At 60.4% G+C, this 16,206-nt stretch carries 17 protein-coding genes and 2 pseudogenes; 11 read left to right on the forward strand and 8 right to left on the reverse strand.

What is annotated here, in order from left to right:
* Nucleotides 1–61: 61 nt before the first annotated feature.
* Together AC1DTN_RS28985 and AC1DTN_RS28990 are read left to right on the forward strand one after the other, a co-directional pair.
* The gene (locus AC1DTN_RS28985; RefSeq protein ID WP_442205480.1) at nt 62–568 is read left to right on the forward strand and encodes a hypothetical protein; all 507 of its coding nucleotides are present in this window, start codon (nt 62–64) and stop codon (nt 566–568) included.
* 263 nt (nt 569–831) lie between these two features.
* Nucleotides 832–1,596: a lysozyme gene (locus tag AC1DTN_RS28990; protein WP_439015523.1), complete on the forward strand. Its 765-nt coding sequence runs from the start codon at nt 832–834 to the stop codon at nt 1,594–1,596.
* A 250-nt stretch (nt 1,597–1,846) separates the two neighbouring features.
* Here AC1DTN_RS28990 and AC1DTN_RS28995 read toward each other — a convergent pair whose 3' ends face one another.
* The 4 genes from AC1DTN_RS28995 to AC1DTN_RS29010 form a co-directional block, all read right to left on the reverse strand.
* Nucleotides 1,847–2,065: a hypothetical protein gene (locus tag AC1DTN_RS28995; protein WP_439015524.1), complete on the reverse strand. Its 219-nt coding sequence runs from the start codon at nt 2,063–2,065 to the stop codon at nt 1,847–1,849.
* A complete protein-coding gene (locus AC1DTN_RS29000; protein WP_477923700.1) occupies nt 2,062–2,814 on the reverse strand; it encodes a COG4280 domain-containing protein in 753 nt (250 codons plus the stop codon). Before AC1DTN_RS29000 ends, AC1DTN_RS28995 begins: the two co-directional genes overlap by 4 nt.
* A gap of 316 nt (nt 2,815–3,130) precedes the next feature.
* On the reverse strand, nt 3,131–3,937 hold the full coding sequence (locus tag AC1DTN_RS29005; protein WP_477923702.1) for a COG4705 family protein: 807 nt from the start codon (nt 3,935–3,937) through the stop codon (nt 3,131–3,133).
* Between the two features lie 24 nt (nt 3,938–3,961).
* The gene (locus AC1DTN_RS29010) at nt 3,962–4,240 is read right to left on the reverse strand and encodes a hypothetical protein (protein WP_477923703.1); all 279 of its coding nucleotides are present in this window, start codon (nt 4,238–4,240) and stop codon (nt 3,962–3,964) included.
* Nucleotides 4,241–4,523: 283 nt separating this feature from the next.
* Between AC1DTN_RS29010 and AC1DTN_RS29015 the strand changes: the two genes are divergently transcribed.
* The 4 genes and pseudogenes from AC1DTN_RS29015 to AC1DTN_RS29030 all read left to right on the forward strand — a co-directional run.
* Nucleotides 4,524–5,201, forward strand: coding sequence for a winged helix-turn-helix domain-containing protein (locus AC1DTN_RS29015; RefSeq protein ID WP_477923705.1), 678 nt, complete (start codon nt 4,524–4,526; stop codon nt 5,199–5,201).
* A 42-nt stretch (nt 5,202–5,243) separates the two neighbouring features.
* Nucleotides 5,244–6,635, forward strand: coding sequence for a HAMP domain-containing sensor histidine kinase (locus tag AC1DTN_RS29020; protein WP_477923706.1), 1,392 nt, complete (start codon nt 5,244–5,246; stop codon nt 6,633–6,635).
* 68 nt (nt 6,636–6,703) lie between these two features.
* Nucleotides 6,704–7,288, forward strand: a complete 585-nt coding sequence (locus AC1DTN_RS29025) for a dual specificity protein phosphatase family protein (RefSeq protein WP_477923708.1) — start codon at nt 6,704–6,706, stop codon at nt 7,286–7,288.
* Between the two features lie 115 nt (nt 7,289–7,403).
* A pseudogene (locus tag AC1DTN_RS29030) lies at nt 7,404–7,678 on the forward strand (dihydrofolate reductase family protein); the annotation flags it as partial.
* Nucleotides 7,679–7,694: 16 nt separating this feature from the next.
* On the opposite strand, the gene AC1DTN_RS29035 reads toward AC1DTN_RS29030, so the two are convergent.
* Nucleotides 7,695–8,762 (reverse strand): cyclic nucleotide-gated ion channel, encoded by a 1,068-nt coding sequence (locus AC1DTN_RS29035; protein ID WP_477923722.1) that lies wholly within the window; start codon nt 8,760–8,762, stop codon nt 7,695–7,697.
* 115 nt (nt 8,763–8,877) lie between these two features.
* Nucleotides 8,878–9,585: a phosphatase PAP2 family protein gene (locus tag AC1DTN_RS29040; RefSeq protein WP_477923709.1), complete on the reverse strand. Its 708-nt coding sequence runs from the start codon at nt 9,583–9,585 to the stop codon at nt 8,878–8,880.
* A 484-nt stretch (nt 9,586–10,069) separates the two neighbouring features.
* Between AC1DTN_RS29040 and AC1DTN_RS29045 the strand changes: the two genes are divergently transcribed.
* The 4 genes from AC1DTN_RS29045 (at nt 10,070) to AC1DTN_RS29060 (ending at nt 14,200) form a co-directional block, all read left to right on the forward strand.
* Nucleotides 10,070–10,594, forward strand: a complete 525-nt coding sequence (locus tag AC1DTN_RS29045; protein WP_477923711.1) for a hypothetical protein — start codon at nt 10,070–10,072, stop codon at nt 10,592–10,594.
* A 100-nt stretch (nt 10,595–10,694) separates the two neighbouring features.
* Nucleotides 10,695–11,087 carry a COG4315 family predicted lipoprotein gene (locus tag AC1DTN_RS29050; RefSeq protein ID WP_477923712.1) on the forward strand — a complete coding sequence of 131 codons (393 nt, stop codon included), beginning with the start codon at nt 10,695–10,697 and terminating at the stop codon, nt 11,085–11,087.
* A 202-nt stretch (nt 11,088–11,289) separates the two neighbouring features.
* Nucleotides 11,290–12,696 carry a M20 family metallopeptidase gene (locus AC1DTN_RS29055; protein ID WP_477923713.1) on the forward strand — a complete coding sequence of 469 codons (1,407 nt, stop codon included), beginning with the start codon at nt 11,290–11,292 and terminating at the stop codon, nt 12,694–12,696.
* 154 nt (nt 12,697–12,850) lie between these two features.
* Entirely contained in the window at nt 12,851–14,200 is a 1,350-nt protein-coding gene (locus tag AC1DTN_RS29060) for a carbohydrate porin (protein ID WP_442205470.1), read from the forward strand.
* Between the two features lie 30 nt (nt 14,201–14,230).
* On the opposite strand, the gene AC1DTN_RS29065 is transcribed toward AC1DTN_RS29060, so the two are convergent.
* Nucleotides 14,231–14,683: an Lrp/AsnC family transcriptional regulator gene (locus AC1DTN_RS29065; RefSeq protein ID WP_477923715.1), complete on the reverse strand. Its 453-nt coding sequence runs from the start codon at nt 14,681–14,683 to the stop codon at nt 14,231–14,233.
* A gap of 120 nt (nt 14,684–14,803) precedes the next feature.
* Between AC1DTN_RS29065 and AC1DTN_RS29070 the strand changes: the two genes are divergently transcribed.
* The gene (locus tag AC1DTN_RS29070) at nt 14,804–15,781 is read left to right on the forward strand and encodes a nucleoside recognition domain-containing protein (RefSeq protein WP_477923717.1); all 978 of its coding nucleotides are present in this window, start codon (nt 14,804–14,806) and stop codon (nt 15,779–15,781) included.
* Nucleotides 15,782–15,998: 217 nt separating this feature from the next.
* On the opposite strand, the pseudogene AC1DTN_RS29075 reads toward AC1DTN_RS29070, so the two are convergent.
* Nucleotides 15,999–16,206: pseudogene (locus tag AC1DTN_RS29075) on the reverse strand (IS110 family transposase); the annotation flags it as partial.

Below are 16,206 nucleotides of genomic sequence, written 5' to 3' on the forward strand. Positions count from 1 at the left end.
GCCCATGCATCCTTTTTCCGCCTCGAACGTTTGAACTCCGTCAGCGAATGAGGAGACCGCAATGGCGAGCACGACAGGCAAGGACGCCATCGAAGGCATGGAAGAGCTCAGAGACGCGAGCGAGCCCACGCCAGCCCCCGAACGCGAAAAAAACCCCGAACAGGAAAAGGCCGATCAGCACGCGAAGGCCGAGGGTTTTGCGAGTGAGGCGGCCTATCAAGACTATCTGCATGCGGTCGCCGAGGATGCGCCGATAGAGGAGATCGTCGTCGATATCGAGCGCGAGGAGCTCGAGCGGCAGATCGAGGATGTGCGTGCGCAGATCAATAATCTGCGCGCCCGGCTGCACATCATCCGCCATCAGGCGGGCAGCGTGGTGGAAGAAAATATTCGCTGGGCGGATGCGAGCGCCCATGCGCAGCTTGGCGCTTATCCCTGGCTGAAACTGTCAGGCGCCATGGTGGCGGCCTTCCTCGTGGGCAAGGCCTTGCAGCGGCTGCCCTTCGGCTCGCTGGTGACGGCAGCCGCACCGCTGGTGATTGCTGCTGCGCGGGAGAGAGGCCGGTAGGATTGGCCTTTCCATACCGCGTATTCTGCAGCCGCTAGCGCCGGAACTTGCAGATGGCAAGCAGCGACAAATCTTCGCCCGGCCATGGCGGAGTGGCTTCTATCGGGCAGCCGCATTCCAAAAATCGTTCACCTTCGTCATCATCCGGGTGACATCAGTTTCTGACGCGGAACCACTTCCTCCACACGGAAGTCCAGAGTATTGCTCCCAGAACCCCCACTCTCTAAGGTAGCAAGAACAAGGAATGTATTGGGGGCATAAAAATGCAACAGCAGCCAATCACGCCCGTAACACAGTCGGATTTAATTGAGCCTGAAGTTTCAAAGGACATTTGGGACAAAATCGACATACTAGGTAAATTGCTAGGCTCTATTCTAATTCCGCTCACCGTCGCCATTGCTGGATTCTATGTAAATACAGCGTTACAAGATCGCTCAGCTAAGCAAAAAACTGCCGAAATAGCGATAAGTATTCTCCAATCTGATAATCCCGCCACCCCAGAGCTTAGGGCTTGGGCCGAGGGTGTTTTCAGAGATACACTCGCATCAGCTAGTCAACCATTGTCACCAAAGGCGTTGCAAGAGCTGCGCAGCAATCCTCTTCCATCCAACGTCGCAGGTGTGGATCTTGTCAGTGCATTCGAGGGGTTCAGCTCAACCCCCATTCGTGACCCATTTGGCGGGTGGAGCATTGGATTTGGCCACACGGACGGTGTCGGTCCGGACACACCAGCGGTTACCGTGGATCAGGCGAAAGATTTATTAGCCAACGATCTTAAGGCCGCCAACTCGGCCATAGATCAACTCGTTAAAGTTCCACTCTCGCCCAATCAGCGTGAAGCTCTAGTCTCTTTTGTATGGAACGTCGGAGTGAAAAATTTCTCGTCATCCACATTGCTACAAACGCTAAACGCCGGTCAGTATGAAAAGGTACCGGACGAGATGAGGAGATGGGCAATGCGCAGCGGCACCCTTTTGCCTGGGCTAAAAGCGCGTAGGGAGCGTGAAATTTCGGTATGGAACCAGTAAGAACAAAATTGGCTATTCGTAGTCGGTTTTACCGAAGAGTGGATGGTGGTGCTTCGACAGACTTACGAGTCGAAGACAAAATGGAAGTCGCCGGTGCGGCTCACACTGCCGCGGCTATACCGGAGACCTCCATTTTTGACCGCTGCCCTTCTGCTCCCTCGCCACCGCCGTCTCGCCTCTCATTCTGGCGGCGGCGCGCGAAAGACGCCGGTAAGATCGCCCTGCCCCCATACCGCGTGTCTTGCCGCCGCTAACGCCGGAACTTTCGCCGTGCTGCCCGCATCACGCTTTCTGCGAGGATCACAAGACAGCCAGCCACGAGCAGCACCGCCCCTGCGATCGGGCCGATGAGCGTGGTTTCCACCGCGAGGCCGACGGCGAGCACCAGCAGCAGGCTCAACAGCGCCAGTGCCCCGTCATCGATGAACATGCCGATGAGTTCCTTGAAGGCGATCTTGAGAATGTTCATCGGGCGAGCTCCGCATGCGTATCGTGATATTGCCGCAGCCACCGGACTGCGATGAAGGAGAAGGCGGCGAGCAGGGCGAAGATTGCGATGAGCGAGAGGTCTTCGCCCGGCCACGGCGTGCCGATGCCCTCGCCGATCCAGAAGATGCCGAAAGCCGTCAGCAGCAGCCCGACGATGAATTTCAGCGTATTTTCCGGCACTGATGACAGCGGCTTGTGGACGAGAAGCCCGATGACGAGCACGGCGATGCAGGCAATCAGCGCTCCGAGACTTGCATAGGGCAGCATGCCGGGCCGCGCACCTGTCGCGATCACGATGAACACCACCTCGACGCCCTCGAGCAGCACGGCCTTGAAGGCGGCCGTGCCGGCCAGGAAATCGGCCCGCCGGTCAGCCGACTGGCGGGCAAGCGCATCCGTTTCCGAGGCAAAGGCCTTCTCTTCGTCATGCAGCGCAATGAAGCCCGCGGCCCTGAGGATCGCCTTTCTCAGCCACCGCATGCCGAACAGGATCAGCAGCGTACCGATGGTAAATTGCAGGATGTCGATCGGGACAAGGCCGAGCAAAGGCCCGAAGACCAGCACCAGCACCGCCAGCACGAAAAGCGCCAGCCCCGTGCCGATAAAGGCCGGCCGCCAGCTCTGTGTCACGCCGACGGCAAGGATGATCGTAAAGGCCTCCACGACTTCCACGAAGGAGCCGAGGAAGGAGGCCGTCATTGTCGAGGTTATGCTTGTGATCGTCGTCATCTTCTACTCGGTTTTCTTGGCTTCGATCCGGACAGGCAGGCGAGAAGGACCGGGCATCGCTGCCTCGGCAGGGAGAATGCCAGCAGCGAACCCGGCATGTCCATCACCCTCATGGATCAGCCGGCAGACGCCGGCTCTGTCGGGTGGGAGGATTGCCGTGCGGGATGGATTGGCATGTGGCGGGCGGAGGTCGTGTCACCGGCTGTAGGTCAAAGACCTGTCCTGCCCTTTTCCGCGATCTTACAAATCCGTAAGCGCTCGCCTCGCCCCTCATGGCTGACCCATGACAGAGCGAGGCGAGCACGTCAGGCAGCCCTTAACGCAATGGCTCTTCCGGGCTGCCTTCGATCTCAGGTTCGTAGTTGAAGCTCATGTAGATGACGATGAAGGCGATGATCGCGAGGAACATCAGGCTCGTATAGATCGTGCCGAGCCCGAGGCCGCCATAGTCCGATGGCTGCGAGAGATAGTCGCCGAGCGAGGCGCCGAGCGGCCGGGTGAAGATATAGGCGAGCCAGAAGGACAGGATGCCGTCGAGCCTGAATGCATAATGGGCAAAGGCGATGACGGCGATGATGACGCCGAAGATCAGGCCCGTCGTGATGTAGCCGAAGCCGAACACCTCGGAGATCAGGTCGCCGACGGCAGTTCCGAGCGCGAAGGTGAAGAGCACCACCAGCCAGTAGAAGGCTTCCCGTCGTGTCGTGAAGATCGAGTGGATCGACAGCGTCCCCTCCTTCGCCTTCCAGACGATGAAAGTGAGGATCAGCGCGATCGAGAAGGCGATGGTCGAGGTCAGAAGCGGCACGCCGAAATTATCGGTGAGATTATCCGTCACCAGCGTGCCGACCACGCTGATCAGCACCACCGCCAGCCAGTAGGTCCAGGGCACGTAGCGCCTCTGGGCAAATTGCAGCACGATTGCGCCGATGAGGATGGCGGTCATGATGATGGAGGTTACCGTCAGGCCGAGGCCCATATTGACCGCCAGATAATCGGCCGCCGTCTCGCCCATCGTCACCGCCATCAGCTTGATCAGCCAGAAATCGACGGTGACGCGCGGCACGCGGTTGATGTCATCAGCCGGCATGTTCGCCGGCCCGTCTGATGATCTTTCTGCCATTGGATCTCTCCTCGCTTGCTGCAATCACTTGCCCATCAGCGCCATGGCTTCGGTCAGGAACTTGTCCGAGCGGGTATCGTCATCGGCATTGCAGCGCTCGACGGCTTTCGCTTCGAGATCGTTGACCTTGGCCATGTCGGCATCGCTGAGCTTGGCCTTCGCCTTGGCGGCGCGCATATCCTTCAGCATGTCTTCGCAGGGCACGGTGGCGGCATGGGCGGGCATGGCAACGGCGATGAAACCGGCCATGACGAGGGCATTGAGCAGGCCTGCGCCAACTAGTGTCGTTGGGAATGTCTTCATGGGATATCTCCTTGAATGCGGCGCCCCGGCGCCGGCGTTTGAACAGCGGTGGCGTTCGTGTTTCCGCCACCCCTGTCTCTGCTTCTAGCCGCCGGTCCATACACAGCCTTTGCCGGGAAGATACGCTTTCGTAAGAAAGGTCCGGTTGCAGGAAGAGCCGGGATCGGACCGGTTCCGCCGACTTACGAATCCGTAAGAATTCGACAAGGCGGAGGACACAATTTTGCGCGAATTGTGCCGCGTGAGAGTAATCTTCCGATCAGGTGAAGGGTTTGGACCGGCCATGCGCATTCTTGTCGTCGAGGACGATAAAAAGACGGCCGATTTTGTCGCTCGCGGCATGATCGAGGCGGGCCACGTCTGCGACGTCATCGACGACGGGCGCGACGCGCTTTTCCAGGCGACACGTGAGCAATATGACGTGCTGGTCGTCGACAGGATGGTGCCCGGCCTCGACGGACTGTCGCTGATCAAGGCGGTGCGCGCCGCAAGGATCGGCACGCCGGCAATTTTCCTCACCTCGATCAGCGGCGTCGACGACCGCGTCGAAGGGCTGGAGGCCGGCGGCGACGATTACCTCACCAAGCCCTTCGCCTTTTCCGAGCTGCTCGCCCGCGTCAATGCGCTGGCGCGCCGCCCGCCCGTGCAGGACCAGAAGACGGTGCTGCGTGTGGCTGATCTCGAACTCGACCTTGTGCGCCGGCAGGTGACGCGACAGGGCCAGACGATCGAACTGCAGCCGCGCGAATTCACCCTGCTCGAAGTGCTGATGCGTGGCGAAGGCCGGGTGCTGACCCGCACCATGCTGCTCGAACGCGTCTGGGATTTTCACTTCGACCCGAAGACCAGCGTCGTCGAAACCCATGTCAGCCGCCTGCGCGCCAAGATCGACCGGCCTTTCGACATCCCGCTGCTTCATACCGTGCGCAACACCGGATACAGCCTGCATGCGCCGCGCTAGAGCATCGGACCGAAAAGTGTGTAGCGGTTTTCGGATAATCCGATGCTGATGGAAAAAGCCGCTTCCAGGAAAAGCTCCAGGCTGCTGCGCAGCACGCCCTTCCGGCTGGCGCTGGCCTTCGGCCTGCTCTTCATCCTGGCCTTTCTGGTGGCCGGCATCATCACCTACCAGCTCCTGAAACGCGATCTGGCTGAGGCGCTCGACGATTCCGTGCGCGAGACCTATTCGGTCGTCGCCTCCACCTATTCACCGGCCGACATCGAAGACCTCGTTGCCGCTGTCGCAGCCTATGCTCGCCTCAACAATGCCGAGGACAGCATTTTCCTGCTTTCGGGCGAAAAGGGTAAGCGGCTAGCCGGCAATGTCTCGCCGTTTGCGGCAGAAGACGGCCTTTCGACCATCGAGGCCGGCGACATCGGGCAGAAGGGCGACGACCGCATCCGCATTCTGGCCGGCACAGTCGGCGGCAACCGGTTGATCGTCGGCGAGAGCTTTGCCGAAACCGAGGATCTGGAACATATCGCGCTGATGAGCTTCGGCTGGGCCACCGGAGGCATCATCATTCTCGCCTGCGGCGGCGGCGCTTTTCTCGCCGCCCGCGCCCAGCGGCGGCTCGACGGCATCGAGCGGGCGATGAGCGATGTTTCGGCCGGCGATCTGGCGCGGCGCATTCCACTCGAAGGCAATGGCGACGATATCGATGTCGTCGCAACCCATATGAATCAGGCGCTGGACCGGCTGTCGGCCCTCGTCGAAGGCATGCGGCAGGTGAGCGCCGATATCGCCCACGACCTGAAGACGCCGCTCAACCGCCTGAAGATGACCGTCGAGCAGGCAATCGAACAGGGCGGGCGCGGCGAGGATGTGCAGACCCTGCTGATCGACGCCCGCGAGGAAAGCGACCGTATCAACGCCACGTTCGAGGCGCTGTTGCGCATCTCGCAGATCGAGGCCGGCGCCCGCAAGGCGCGCTTCCGGCCGGTCGATATCAGCGACATCATGGGTTCGGTTGCGGAAATCTACAGCAGCGTTGCCGAGGATAGTGGCCAGTCGCTCGACTTCACCACCAGGCCCGCCTCCCCCTGCATGGTCAATGGCGACCGCGAACTGCTGACCCAGCTCTTCGTCAACCTCGTGGAAAACGCCATCAACCATTGCCCGCCGATGACCAGGATCACGCTTGCGCTCCAGGCTGACGATGACGGCTTTTCGGCAAGCGTTTCCGACGACGGCCCCGGTATTCCCGAAGCGGAGCGCGAACTGGTCTTCCGCCGCCTCTACCGCCTCGACAAGAGCCGCACGACAACAGGCAGCGGCCTGGGCCTCAGCCTCGTCAAGGCGATCGCCGATCTGCATGCCGCCCACATCACGCTTACCGACCGGCATCCCGGCCTCGGCATCACCCTCCTCTTTCCCGCCCAATACCAAGGATAAAAATGAAAAGACGTTGGAGAAGTCTGGAGCAATTCCAGCAAAAGTGTGTCGCGGTTTTGCGTCCGGAATTGCGCAAAGAGACAAAGCGAAAGCATGTCCGCGTCTACGGACGTGCTTTTGCCGCTTTCGGCGTCGCCGCCCTGTTGTTCGGCGGCTACCTCGGCGGGCTGCAACTGCTTGGCAATTTCCATGAAGTGCTGCCGGGCGAACTCTACCGCTCGGCCCAACCCTCGGGCGCCGATATCGACACCTACGCCGCCCGCTACGGCATCAAGACCATCCTCAACCTGCGCGGCGAAAACACCGCCAACTGGTACATGCAGGAAACCGAGGCAGCGAAGAAAGACGGCATCACCCATATCGACTACGGGCTTTCCGCCTCCACGGAGGTGACGGCCGAGCAGGCGCACGAACTGCTGACCCTGCTGCGCAACGCCCCAAAGCCGATCCTCATCCACTGCCAGGCCGGCGCCGACCGCACCGGCCTCGTCTCCGTCCTCTACCTGCAACAGATCGCCGGCCTCGACGAGGAAAGCGCCGAGAGGCAGCTTTCGGTCCGCTACGGCCATATCGGCATCCCCTATCTCTCGGCGGCCTTCGCCATGGATGTGAGCTGGGAAAAGCTCGAGAAGGTTTTCGGGATCGTTAGCTAGGGCTTGCTCTCTTGGGTGGAGTGCCAACAAGCCCGGGCCTGAAAAGGACGACCATGCGGCGGGACAGCTATTCAAATTTCCGGACACGCGGGAGTTTTCGGGGACGCATTACGTTTTCAACAACAGCCGCGTCGTGAGTAAACCTGTCTCGGAACTCAAGAAGCTAAAACCGGCAAGACGATCTTCATTTTCGGCAGCGCGGAACTGGCGGATTCACTTCTGAGGGAAGACCTAGTGGACGAAATCCGAATCTGCCTTGTGGCCGTCATCCTCGGCGGCGACAACCCGCATTTCAAACCGGCGGGCCGGCAGCTTCCACTGAAGCTACTCGACAGCACGACGACCGCAGCCGGCGCAGTTATCCTGCGCTATGAGCCGGTCAAGGCGTAACCCCCGCCGGCTTGGATTATTCCTTCGGCGGCCCGCCCCGCCGCTCCAGCGCCGTCTTGCGGATGGTCTCCGCGATGTCAGGACTACTGCTCGACAACATCTGGAAATCCACGACGTAGAGCGACAGCAGCGATACCTCGGTTGCTGCGCTGACCGTCGCTGAGCGCGGTTCGCCGCTGATCAGCGCCATCTCGCCAAAGAAGTTTCCGGCACCGAGTTCCACTGGATGGTCGGGTGTCGCCACGGTGACCCGCCCCTCGACAATGAAGAACATCTGATCGCCAACATCGCCCTTGCGGCAGATCACGGCACCTGCGGGGACAATGCGCGGCCGCAACGCCCGAACGATCTCGATCAGTGCAGCGGAACCAAGCTTCTGGAACAGGGGTACGGCAGCGATCAATTGCCAGTTGCGAACGAAGTCTTGGCGGCGAACCTCTTCGTAGAAGCCGGTGGCGAGGATGCCGGCCCAAAGTGCAAAAATACCGATCCCGCTCATCATCACCAATCCGGCCAGAACTCGACCTGCAAGGCTCTGCGGGATCTCGTCACCGTAGCCGGTCGTCGACAGCGTCACGACCGCCCACCACATCGCCTGCGGAATGCTGCCGAACGTTTCGGGCTGGACGTCTCGCTCGATGATATAACCGGCCAACGCAGCACCAAAAAGAACGATGCCGAACACCGATGTCACGCCAAGCAGATTGCGCGATTCATTCGCGACCACCTTTGCCAGCAGCCTGAAAAAGGTCGAGTCGCGCAACGGCTTGAGAAGCCAAATGGCGCAATAGAGGTTTCGATCACGGGACCCAACGAACAGGAATGCAGCAGCCGGAACCAGAACCGCGAGCAAATCGATCACGAGGGCCGGCATCCCGCCCGACAAGCGGTGTCGCCGTGAAAGCAATGTGCCGCTCAATTGGAGGACATAAGCAAGCCAAATTGCCGCGAGTAGCAGCTCAAAGACAAGCCTCTCCTGACCAGTAAGGCCCTGCGTCGTCAGTGCGGCAACGACCAAGAGACCGATTGTAGCGAACAGCGCGTTGAGCGGCGTCGAAATCTTTGAGAATGGCACTGCCGACATTAGATACTCCCAACCGCCCGGCATTCGTCGACAATAGATACCTTCGGACCACACGCAAGGGAGGTTGGGGTGGCGCCTCGTTCAAAAGCAGCCTACCAGGCCTCCATAAGAACCCTCACGCCCCCCCGCCCTGCCCCTCTCCATCCGCCCGCACAACGAAACGCTTCGACACCAGCCAGCACAGCAGCGCCCAGAGCGAGCCGGCGACCCAGCCGGCCAGCACATCCGTCGGGTAATGCACGCCGAGATAGATGCGGCTGAGGCCGATGATGACGGCGAGGAAGATGCCCGCCCCCATGACGAAGATGCGTGTGGCGCGGAAGCGCTGCGTGCGGGCGAGAAGCGCCCCGAGCGTGAGGTAGGTGACGGCAGAGACCATCGCATGGCCGCTCGGGAAGCTCAGATCGTTGACATCGACGAGATGCGGAACAACGTCAGGCCTTGCACGGGCAATGATGATCTTGAGACCCGTGCTCGCCAGCCAGCCTGAGAGAACCGAGAGGAACAGGAAGACGGCGATAGCAGTCTTGCGGTCGAGCAACAGATAGGCGGTCGCAAGCAATGTCAGCAGCGTCAGAACGGTGACACCGCCGAGGCTGGTAATGTCGCCCATCGCATGAACGAGCCATTGCGGGCCGATCGGCCGGCCGAGATCGCCGGGCTGGCGCAGCCAGAGCAGGATCGTCTGGTCGAAGCCAAGTGTTTCGCCTTCCAGCACCTCGCTCGTCAGCCGCTGCAGGAGGAAGAGGCCGCCGGCAATGCAGGCGAAGGTGATGAGCGTCATCGGCTCATACTGGTTCAGCCAGGTCTTGATACGCTGCATTCTTCTCCCATCAGACGATATCGCGCGCCGGGAAAGTACCGGCGCTGGAACCCATCAACTGTGTTCAGCCGCTTGATTTTGCAAGGGGTGGCTGATCCCAGATCGCGCACGTCGCGGCCGAGCCGTCGGTGATAGCAGTGGTTCGTCACGACGGCAGGCCGGCACGGTCACATCAGGCTCACGGAACTTTGTACTCACCCCTTCATCTACCGCGTTCTCTACCTTCGTATAGTTACAAATCCCGGCTAACCCGGTGATCCTGACGGGGCTGAAAACAGTCACTCTTGGACACGGAGAGATGGTCATGGAACGGAGCACGCCCTGCCAGGCGATGAGGCCGCTCGCTTATGCCGACGATCCGCCCGTGCGCGTCACGCGTCCGCCTCGCTCGCCGGACGCGCAGTGAATACCAGTTCGAGCAAGCCCATAAGATAATGTCCGTCCTAACGACCCCGCCGTCAAATCCGCAAAAGGCAACAATGACATGCATAAGACATTATGGGCCGCGGCCTTCGCCCTAGCCGTTTCCGCCGCGCCCTCGCTTGCTGCTTCCGCCAACGAGAAACCACTGAACGCTCAGACCACGAACAGGATCAAATCAGAGTTCGCCAGGCTGATGGAGCTCGCCAACCGGCACGACTTCGAGGGGCTTCACGGGATGTTCTGGCAATCCCCCTCAGCCCTCCTCGTTGCCAAGAGCGCCGTTCCCGCCGAGGGAAACTGGGCAGGTTTCTGGGGCAACGAAGCGATCGACCGGAAGCTGCACGACATCGGCACATCCGGCCCGGTCGTGCTTGAGCCAGATTACACCAAGCTCAAGATCGTCGGCTTGACGCCTGACGTGGCGGAATCCTACGCGCCGATGAACATCACCGTCTCCTATGCCGGCCAGGACGGGACGCCCAAACCGTTCCTGATGATCATCGACTGGCTTCATATCGGAAAGGACTGGAAGGTTGCTTCAGAAATCATTCTGCCGGTGCCGCCGGCACCCGCTGCCAAGGGTTAGCTACCCGCAAACTGATCCCACCAACACCTGAACCAAACGCCGCCTGTGGCCGGCAGGAACCCCTCCTGTGGCACAGGGTTGCGGCAGAAAGGACCCCAAAATGTCTGGTACCACGAAAAGTCTGGTAATCTCGCTTGGCCTCGCCCTGATCTCACTCTCGGCGGCAGAGGCAAAGACCGCGTCGCCTGCCACGGTCGTTACGAGCGGACAGCAAAAGCTGTTTGCGGACGCTGACGGCCAATCGCTCTACACCTTCGACAAGGACCAGCCCGGCAAGTCATCCTGCACTCTGCTCTGTGCCCTCGCCTGGCCCCCCTTCGTGGCACCAGCCGGCGCCAAGGCATCCGGTCCCTGGAGCGTCGTCACGCGACCGACCGGGGTAACCCAGTGGGCCTACAACGGCTCGCCGCTATACACCTATCACTTCGATGCCATGCCCGGAGATATCCACGGTGATGGGGCCGAAGGCGTTTGGCATCTCGCCAAGCCGTGACGCCATGCTGCCGGATGCGGCACCGGCAAGATCACATCCATCATGACGAACCATTGTCGCACCCCGCGAACAACCGCGGTGTGCGACGAAACCTCGGCATCATGCAGCAAATGTCACCAGACCCGCTCACGGCCCAACGCGATCGTTGTTGCATGCCGCTTTGACCATTCCGGCCAATTCCCTCTCGTGTTAGGTTGCAGGTATGAGCCGAGACGCCGCTATTGCCAGAGCAGAGTCTTACTTCGCTTCCGGCGATTTTCGGAAGGATCTGGCGCGACGTGTCGCGATGCCGACCGAGAGCCAGAACCCTGATCGTGCACCGGTTCTCGATCAGTATCTCGATAGTGAGATGACACCCGCCTTTGAGGCCCTTGGCTTTCAATGTCGCAAGCTTTCCCAAAACGGCTGGCCTTTCCTTTATGTCGAGCGCCACGAGGACGCCCTTCGGCCGACGGTGCTGGGTTATGGCCACGGTGACGTCATACGGGGGCTCGATAACGAATGGGCCGACGGTCTCTCTCCCTGGCAACTCATCGAGCGGGACGGCAGGTGGTACGGTCGCGGTGTCGCCGACAATAAAGGTCAGCATACCGTCAACATCGGCGCGCTCCGGGCCGTATTGGAGACGCGCGGGAAACTCGGATTCAATGCCAAGTATCTGATTGAGATGGGGGAGGAAAGAATTTCCCCAGGCCTGCATGCACTGGTTGACGCCCATAAGGAATTATTCCGCGCCGACGTGCTGATCGCCTCGGATGGTCCCCGACTTTCCGCCGCGCGGCCGACCGTCTTTCTGGGATCTCGCGGCGCGATCAGCTTTGACATCTGGATCGATGCGCGCAAGGGCGGCCATCATTCCGGTAACTGGGGCGGTCTTCTCTCCGATCCCGCAATCCAGCTTGCCCACGCGATCGCCAGCATCACTGAGCCCTCTGGCAAGATTCTTGTTCCGGAATGGCTTCCGGTGAGTATCCCGGACAATGTTCGTCGAGTGCTTGCGGATTGTGAGGTCGAGAGCGATGCCGAAGGCCCGCAGATTGATCCGAACTGGGGCGAGCCTGGGCTGACGGCAGCGGAAAAGCTGTTCGCCTGGTGTTCATTTGCTGTACTCGCCTTCGAGGCCGGAAACCCGAGAACGCCTGTTGGGGCTATCCCTGCGAGAGCCTGGGCCCGCTGTCAGTTACGGTTCGTCGTCGGTATTGACGTGGAAAATGTCTTGCCGGCTCTGCGCCGTTACCTGGATCATCACGGTTTTTCCCAGGTTCAAATAGCGCAGGCAAGCGATGAGGTCTTTCGTGCCACAAGGCTCGATCCTGAGCATCCTTGGGTCAACTGGGTAGTGGACTCGATCGGCCGTACAACAGGGAAAAAGCCGGCAATACTGCCGAACCTCGGCGGCTCGCTGCCGAATGATGCCTTCTCTGAAACTCTGCAGCTTCCGACCGTGTGGATACCGCACTCATATCCGGGGTGCTCTCAGCATGCGCCGAACGAGCACCTGCCCATGAATATCGCGCGTGAAGGACTCGCGTTGATGGCCGGGCTATATTGGGACCTCGGAGAGCGAAACGTTCCGGCAGTATCAAGTGGCAATCTGGCTCGTAAATGAGCGCGCGGTTGATGGCATGTGCTGCATGAGAGCGCAAATCTTGCCCGGCTGCGCAATTCGTTCCAATGATAGCGAGCTCAGATTCGCGCCAAAGGCGCTACAGGTGAGCCCCTTTGCATCCTCCCAAATCAGAGCCTCCGAAAAAGGGAAGAGAATGAAAAAACTGCCCGGCGCCGCCCTTGTGTTTGCGTTTGCTGTTTACGGCGCGGGGGCACGGGCAGACGATACGGCACCGCCATCCTATGCCGATACGACACTGACAGGCGATTGGCACGGCTACCGCAATTGGCTGCGGGACCAGGGCGTCACTTTCACGATGTCGCAGACCAGCGATGTGCTCGGCAACGTATCGGGCGGCGTGAAAAGAGGAACGGCCTATGACGGTCTTTTCCAATTGCAGGGCGATTTCGACATGGGCCGGTTGGCAGGCTGGACCGGCGGCGCTATTCATATTTCCGGTTATGCGATCCAGGGCCAGGGCCTGTCCGGCAAGGATGTCGGCAATCTTCTGACCGTAACCTCGGTGGAGGCCGATCCCGGCTTCAGGCTGGGCGAATTCTATCTCTCGCAGAGCCTCATGAACAACACGGTGACGGTGAAGCTCGGGCAAATCCTGGCGGATCAGAATTTCGCGATCAGCAATACGGCCAGCCTTTTCGTCAACTCGACATTCGGATGGCCCGGCATTTTTGCCGCGGATCTGCCCGGAGGAGGACCGGCCTATCCCTTCGCCGTTCCGGGCGCTCAGATCATCATCAAGCCTGACGATGCCTGGACGCTGCAGGCTGCCGTCTTCAATGGCAGCCCGACCGGTTCGGACCCCGATGGCAATGCCAATGGACTGGGGTTTCCGGTTGGCGATGGCGTGCTTGCGATTGCCGAGGCGGCTTATGCCTATACGCCTGGAAAGGGCGAGCCCGGCTTGCCGGGCACCTACAAGCTCGGCGCCTGGTATAATTCGGAGCAGTTCGACAGTTTGTCCACCGCATCGAACGGCGTTTCGCTCGCCGATCCCCTGTCGAGCGGCAGTCCGCGCCGGCTCTCGGGCAATTTTGCGGTCTATGCCGTTGTCGATCAGACGCTCTGGCAGGAGCCCGGGAGTACGGACAATGGCCTCAATGGATTTGTCCGTATCGCGGTTGCGCCGCAGCAGGAGCGCAACAGCATGAACTGGTATTTTGATCTGGGCCTTGCCTATAAGGGGCTTCTGCCGGGGCGCGACAATGATACCGCCGGCGTGAGCTTTGCCTATGCGAGCATGAGTTCGGGCATGTCGGATCTGGTAAAGGCCGAAAATGCCTTCACTGGGACGTCGCAGCCGGTTCCGAGCTCCGAAGCCGTGATCGAAGCCACCTATCAGGCGGCCGTCACGCCATGGTTTACGGCCCAGCCATTCTTTCAATATGTCATCCGACCCGGCGGCAATGCAGCCGATCCCGACAAGCCGAATTCGCGGATACAGAATGCAGCGATTTTCGGGTTCAGGGCCGTGACATCCTTTTGAGAGCGGCAGCGGGCCGCCACGGCGAGCCGATCAAAGCCGGATGGCGGTCTCCTCTTTCGCCGTGCGGATAACGATCATGGTGAAAAAGCGGGCGACATTGTTTTCGTCGCGGAAAAGCCTGTCGCACAGCGCATCGAATTCTTCCATATCGCGCAGGCGCAGCATCAGGACGACATCGGTTTCGCCGGTGACGGAATAGGCTTGCGAAACGGCCTCTTCAGCGACCGCGATATCCAGAAAGCGGCGCATATGCGCCTCGCCATGCAACTTCATTTCCACCGTCACCAGCGCCTTGATCCCACGTCCGGCCTTGGCGGGATTGAGGATTGCCACGATACGGTCGATCACACCCGATTTGTGGAGCCGCTGCACGCGGCGCAGGCAGCTGGAAGGAGACAGGCCCACCTCCTCGGCCATATCGATATTCGTGCGCGATGCGTCGCGCTGCATCAGGTTCAGAAGTTTTCGGTCGATACGATCCATGCCAGCGAGCATACCGGCCAAACGCGCCTTTGCAATAAAATTGCATAGACCTGCAATATTTGACCACAAATTCGAAGCGAACGGGGCTAACAGATTGAGGCACCATCAAGGGGGTCTCAAATGTCGTTCTTATCGCTCATCCGCCGCAACACCCAGGAAACACTCGCAATTTACTGGGTGCTTGTCCGCATCACGGTTCCGATCGCGGTTGCGGCCGAGCTCTTGTCAAGGATGGGAGCGGTCAAGGCGGTCGCCCCCGTCTTTGCGCCCGTCATGAACCTGATCGRGCTGCCTCCRGAGCTGGGCGTGGCCTGGCTGACGGGCATGCTGGTGGGGATCTGGGGTGCCGTTCCGCTCGTTTTCACCCTCGTTCCCGCATCCTCGCTCAGCATCGCCGACATCACGGTATTCTCGGCCCTCATTTTGTTCGCGCATGGTCTGCCGATCGAGCAGAAGATCATCCAGAAGGCGGGGCCAGGAATGATCGCGACGACCACGCTGCGCATCGCGGGCGGCCTGCTCTATGCCTTCCTGCTGCACCATGTTCTGACGGCGACAGGCTGGCTGTCTGGCCCGGCCAATCCTGTCTGGCTGCCGATGAGCGCAACGCCCGACTGGGCCGACTATATCAGGGGGCTTGCCGAGACCATGGTCTGGATGCTGGTCATCCTCGTCGTCCTGTCCTGGGGCCTTGAAATCCTCAAGGTGACCGGGCTGCTGGGCCTGATGATGAAGGCGCTTTCGCCTGTGCTGCGCCTCGCCGGTATCAGGGGAGAGGCCGAACATCTCACGGCTATCGGCCTGTTTCTGGGCATTTCCTACGGCGCCGGCCTGCTGATCCGCGAGGCGCAATCGGGAGCGATATCGCCGCGCCAGATCTTTCTGTCATGCGTGTTCATGGGCTTTGCGCATAGCGTGATAGAGGACACGATCGTGGTGATCTCGCTCGGCGCGGATCTGCATGGCGTTCTGACCGGCCGGCTCATCTTCGCCGTAGCGGCATGCGCAGCGATTGCCGCCCTGCTGCGCCGCCTGCCCGACAAGGCATTCTTCACGCAGATGTTTCGCCTGGGGAATATGGAAGTCGAGAGACGATGAACTTGCGGACGTCTGCCGCAACACTTTCCCGGCGCAGAGTCACCGCCAATGCGCAGGGCTTGCTTGGGGCACTGAGACCGCCCCAACCTCCCCTCATCCCTGTGCCCGTCACACGGATCCAGCCTGCCCAAGTCTTTGGGCAGGAAAGACTTTTTCGCCTACGGCAAGTAGGGAATCAGTCACCGCGCAGACGCGCGGTGACTGGCAACTGTGTTTGTCAGGTTGGATTGAACATCGTTTTGTCCCTTATCAGAGCGTTTGCGGTGGCGAGGATTTTTCGCGCGATGGCGATGATCATGACTTTGAAGGGCTTGCCCTTGGCAGCCATGGTCTGAGCCGTTCTGGCGAATGGTGTATTCAACCTATGTGCAACGAAAGCCGCCATGTAGAGCGCGTCGCGCACCCGCTTTCGCCCACCTCGGATG

Source organism: Rhizobium sp. 01T444 (assembly GCF_056398305.1).

Excerpts from the sequence above, each read along its gene's own strand:
- AC1DTN_RS28985 (WP_442205480.1), top strand. The coding sequence starts at position 62 with ATGGCGAGCACGACAGGCAAGGACGCCATCGAAGGCATGGAAGAGCTC.
- AC1DTN_RS28990 (WP_439015523.1), top strand. The coding sequence starts at position 832 with ATGCAACAGCAGCCAATCACGCCCGTAACACAGTCGGATTTAATTGAG.
- AC1DTN_RS28995 (WP_439015524.1), bottom strand. The coding sequence starts at position 2,065 with ATGAACATTCTCAAGATCGCCTTCAAGGAACTCATCGGCATGTTCATC.
- AC1DTN_RS29000 (WP_477923700.1), bottom strand. The coding sequence starts at position 2,814 with ATGACGACGATCACAAGCATAACCTCGACAATGACGGCCTCCTTCCTC.
- AC1DTN_RS29005 (WP_477923702.1), bottom strand. The coding sequence starts at position 3,937 with ATGGCAGAAAGATCATCAGACGGGCCGGCGAACATGCCGGCTGATGAC.
- AC1DTN_RS29010 (WP_477923703.1), bottom strand. The coding sequence starts at position 4,240 with ATGAAGACATTCCCAACGACACTAGTTGGCGCAGGCCTGCTCAATGCC.
- AC1DTN_RS29015 (WP_477923705.1), top strand. The coding sequence starts at position 4,524 with ATGCGCATTCTTGTCGTCGAGGACGATAAAAAGACGGCCGATTTTGTC.
- AC1DTN_RS29020 (WP_477923706.1), top strand. The coding sequence starts at position 5,244 with ATGCTGATGGAAAAAGCCGCTTCCAGGAAAAGCTCCAGGCTGCTGCGC.
- AC1DTN_RS29035 (WP_477923722.1), bottom strand. The coding sequence starts at position 8,762 with ATGTCGGCAGTGCCATTCTCAAAGATTTCGACGCCGCTCAACGCGCTG.
- AC1DTN_RS29040 (WP_477923709.1), bottom strand. The coding sequence starts at position 9,585 with ATGCAGCGTATCAAGACCTGGCTGAACCAGTATGAGCCGATGACGCTC.
- AC1DTN_RS29045 (WP_477923711.1), top strand. The coding sequence starts at position 10,070 with ATGCATAAGACATTATGGGCCGCGGCCTTCGCCCTAGCCGTTTCCGCC.
- AC1DTN_RS29050 (WP_477923712.1), top strand. The coding sequence starts at position 10,695 with ATGTCTGGTACCACGAAAAGTCTGGTAATCTCGCTTGGCCTCGCCCTG.
- AC1DTN_RS29055 (WP_477923713.1), top strand. The coding sequence starts at position 11,290 with ATGAGCCGAGACGCCGCTATTGCCAGAGCAGAGTCTTACTTCGCTTCC.
- AC1DTN_RS29060 (WP_442205470.1), top strand. The coding sequence starts at position 12,851 with ATGAAAAAACTGCCCGGCGCCGCCCTTGTGTTTGCGTTTGCTGTTTAC.
- AC1DTN_RS29065 (WP_477923715.1), bottom strand. The coding sequence starts at position 14,683 with ATGGATCGTATCGACCGAAAACTTCTGAACCTGATGCAGCGCGACGCA.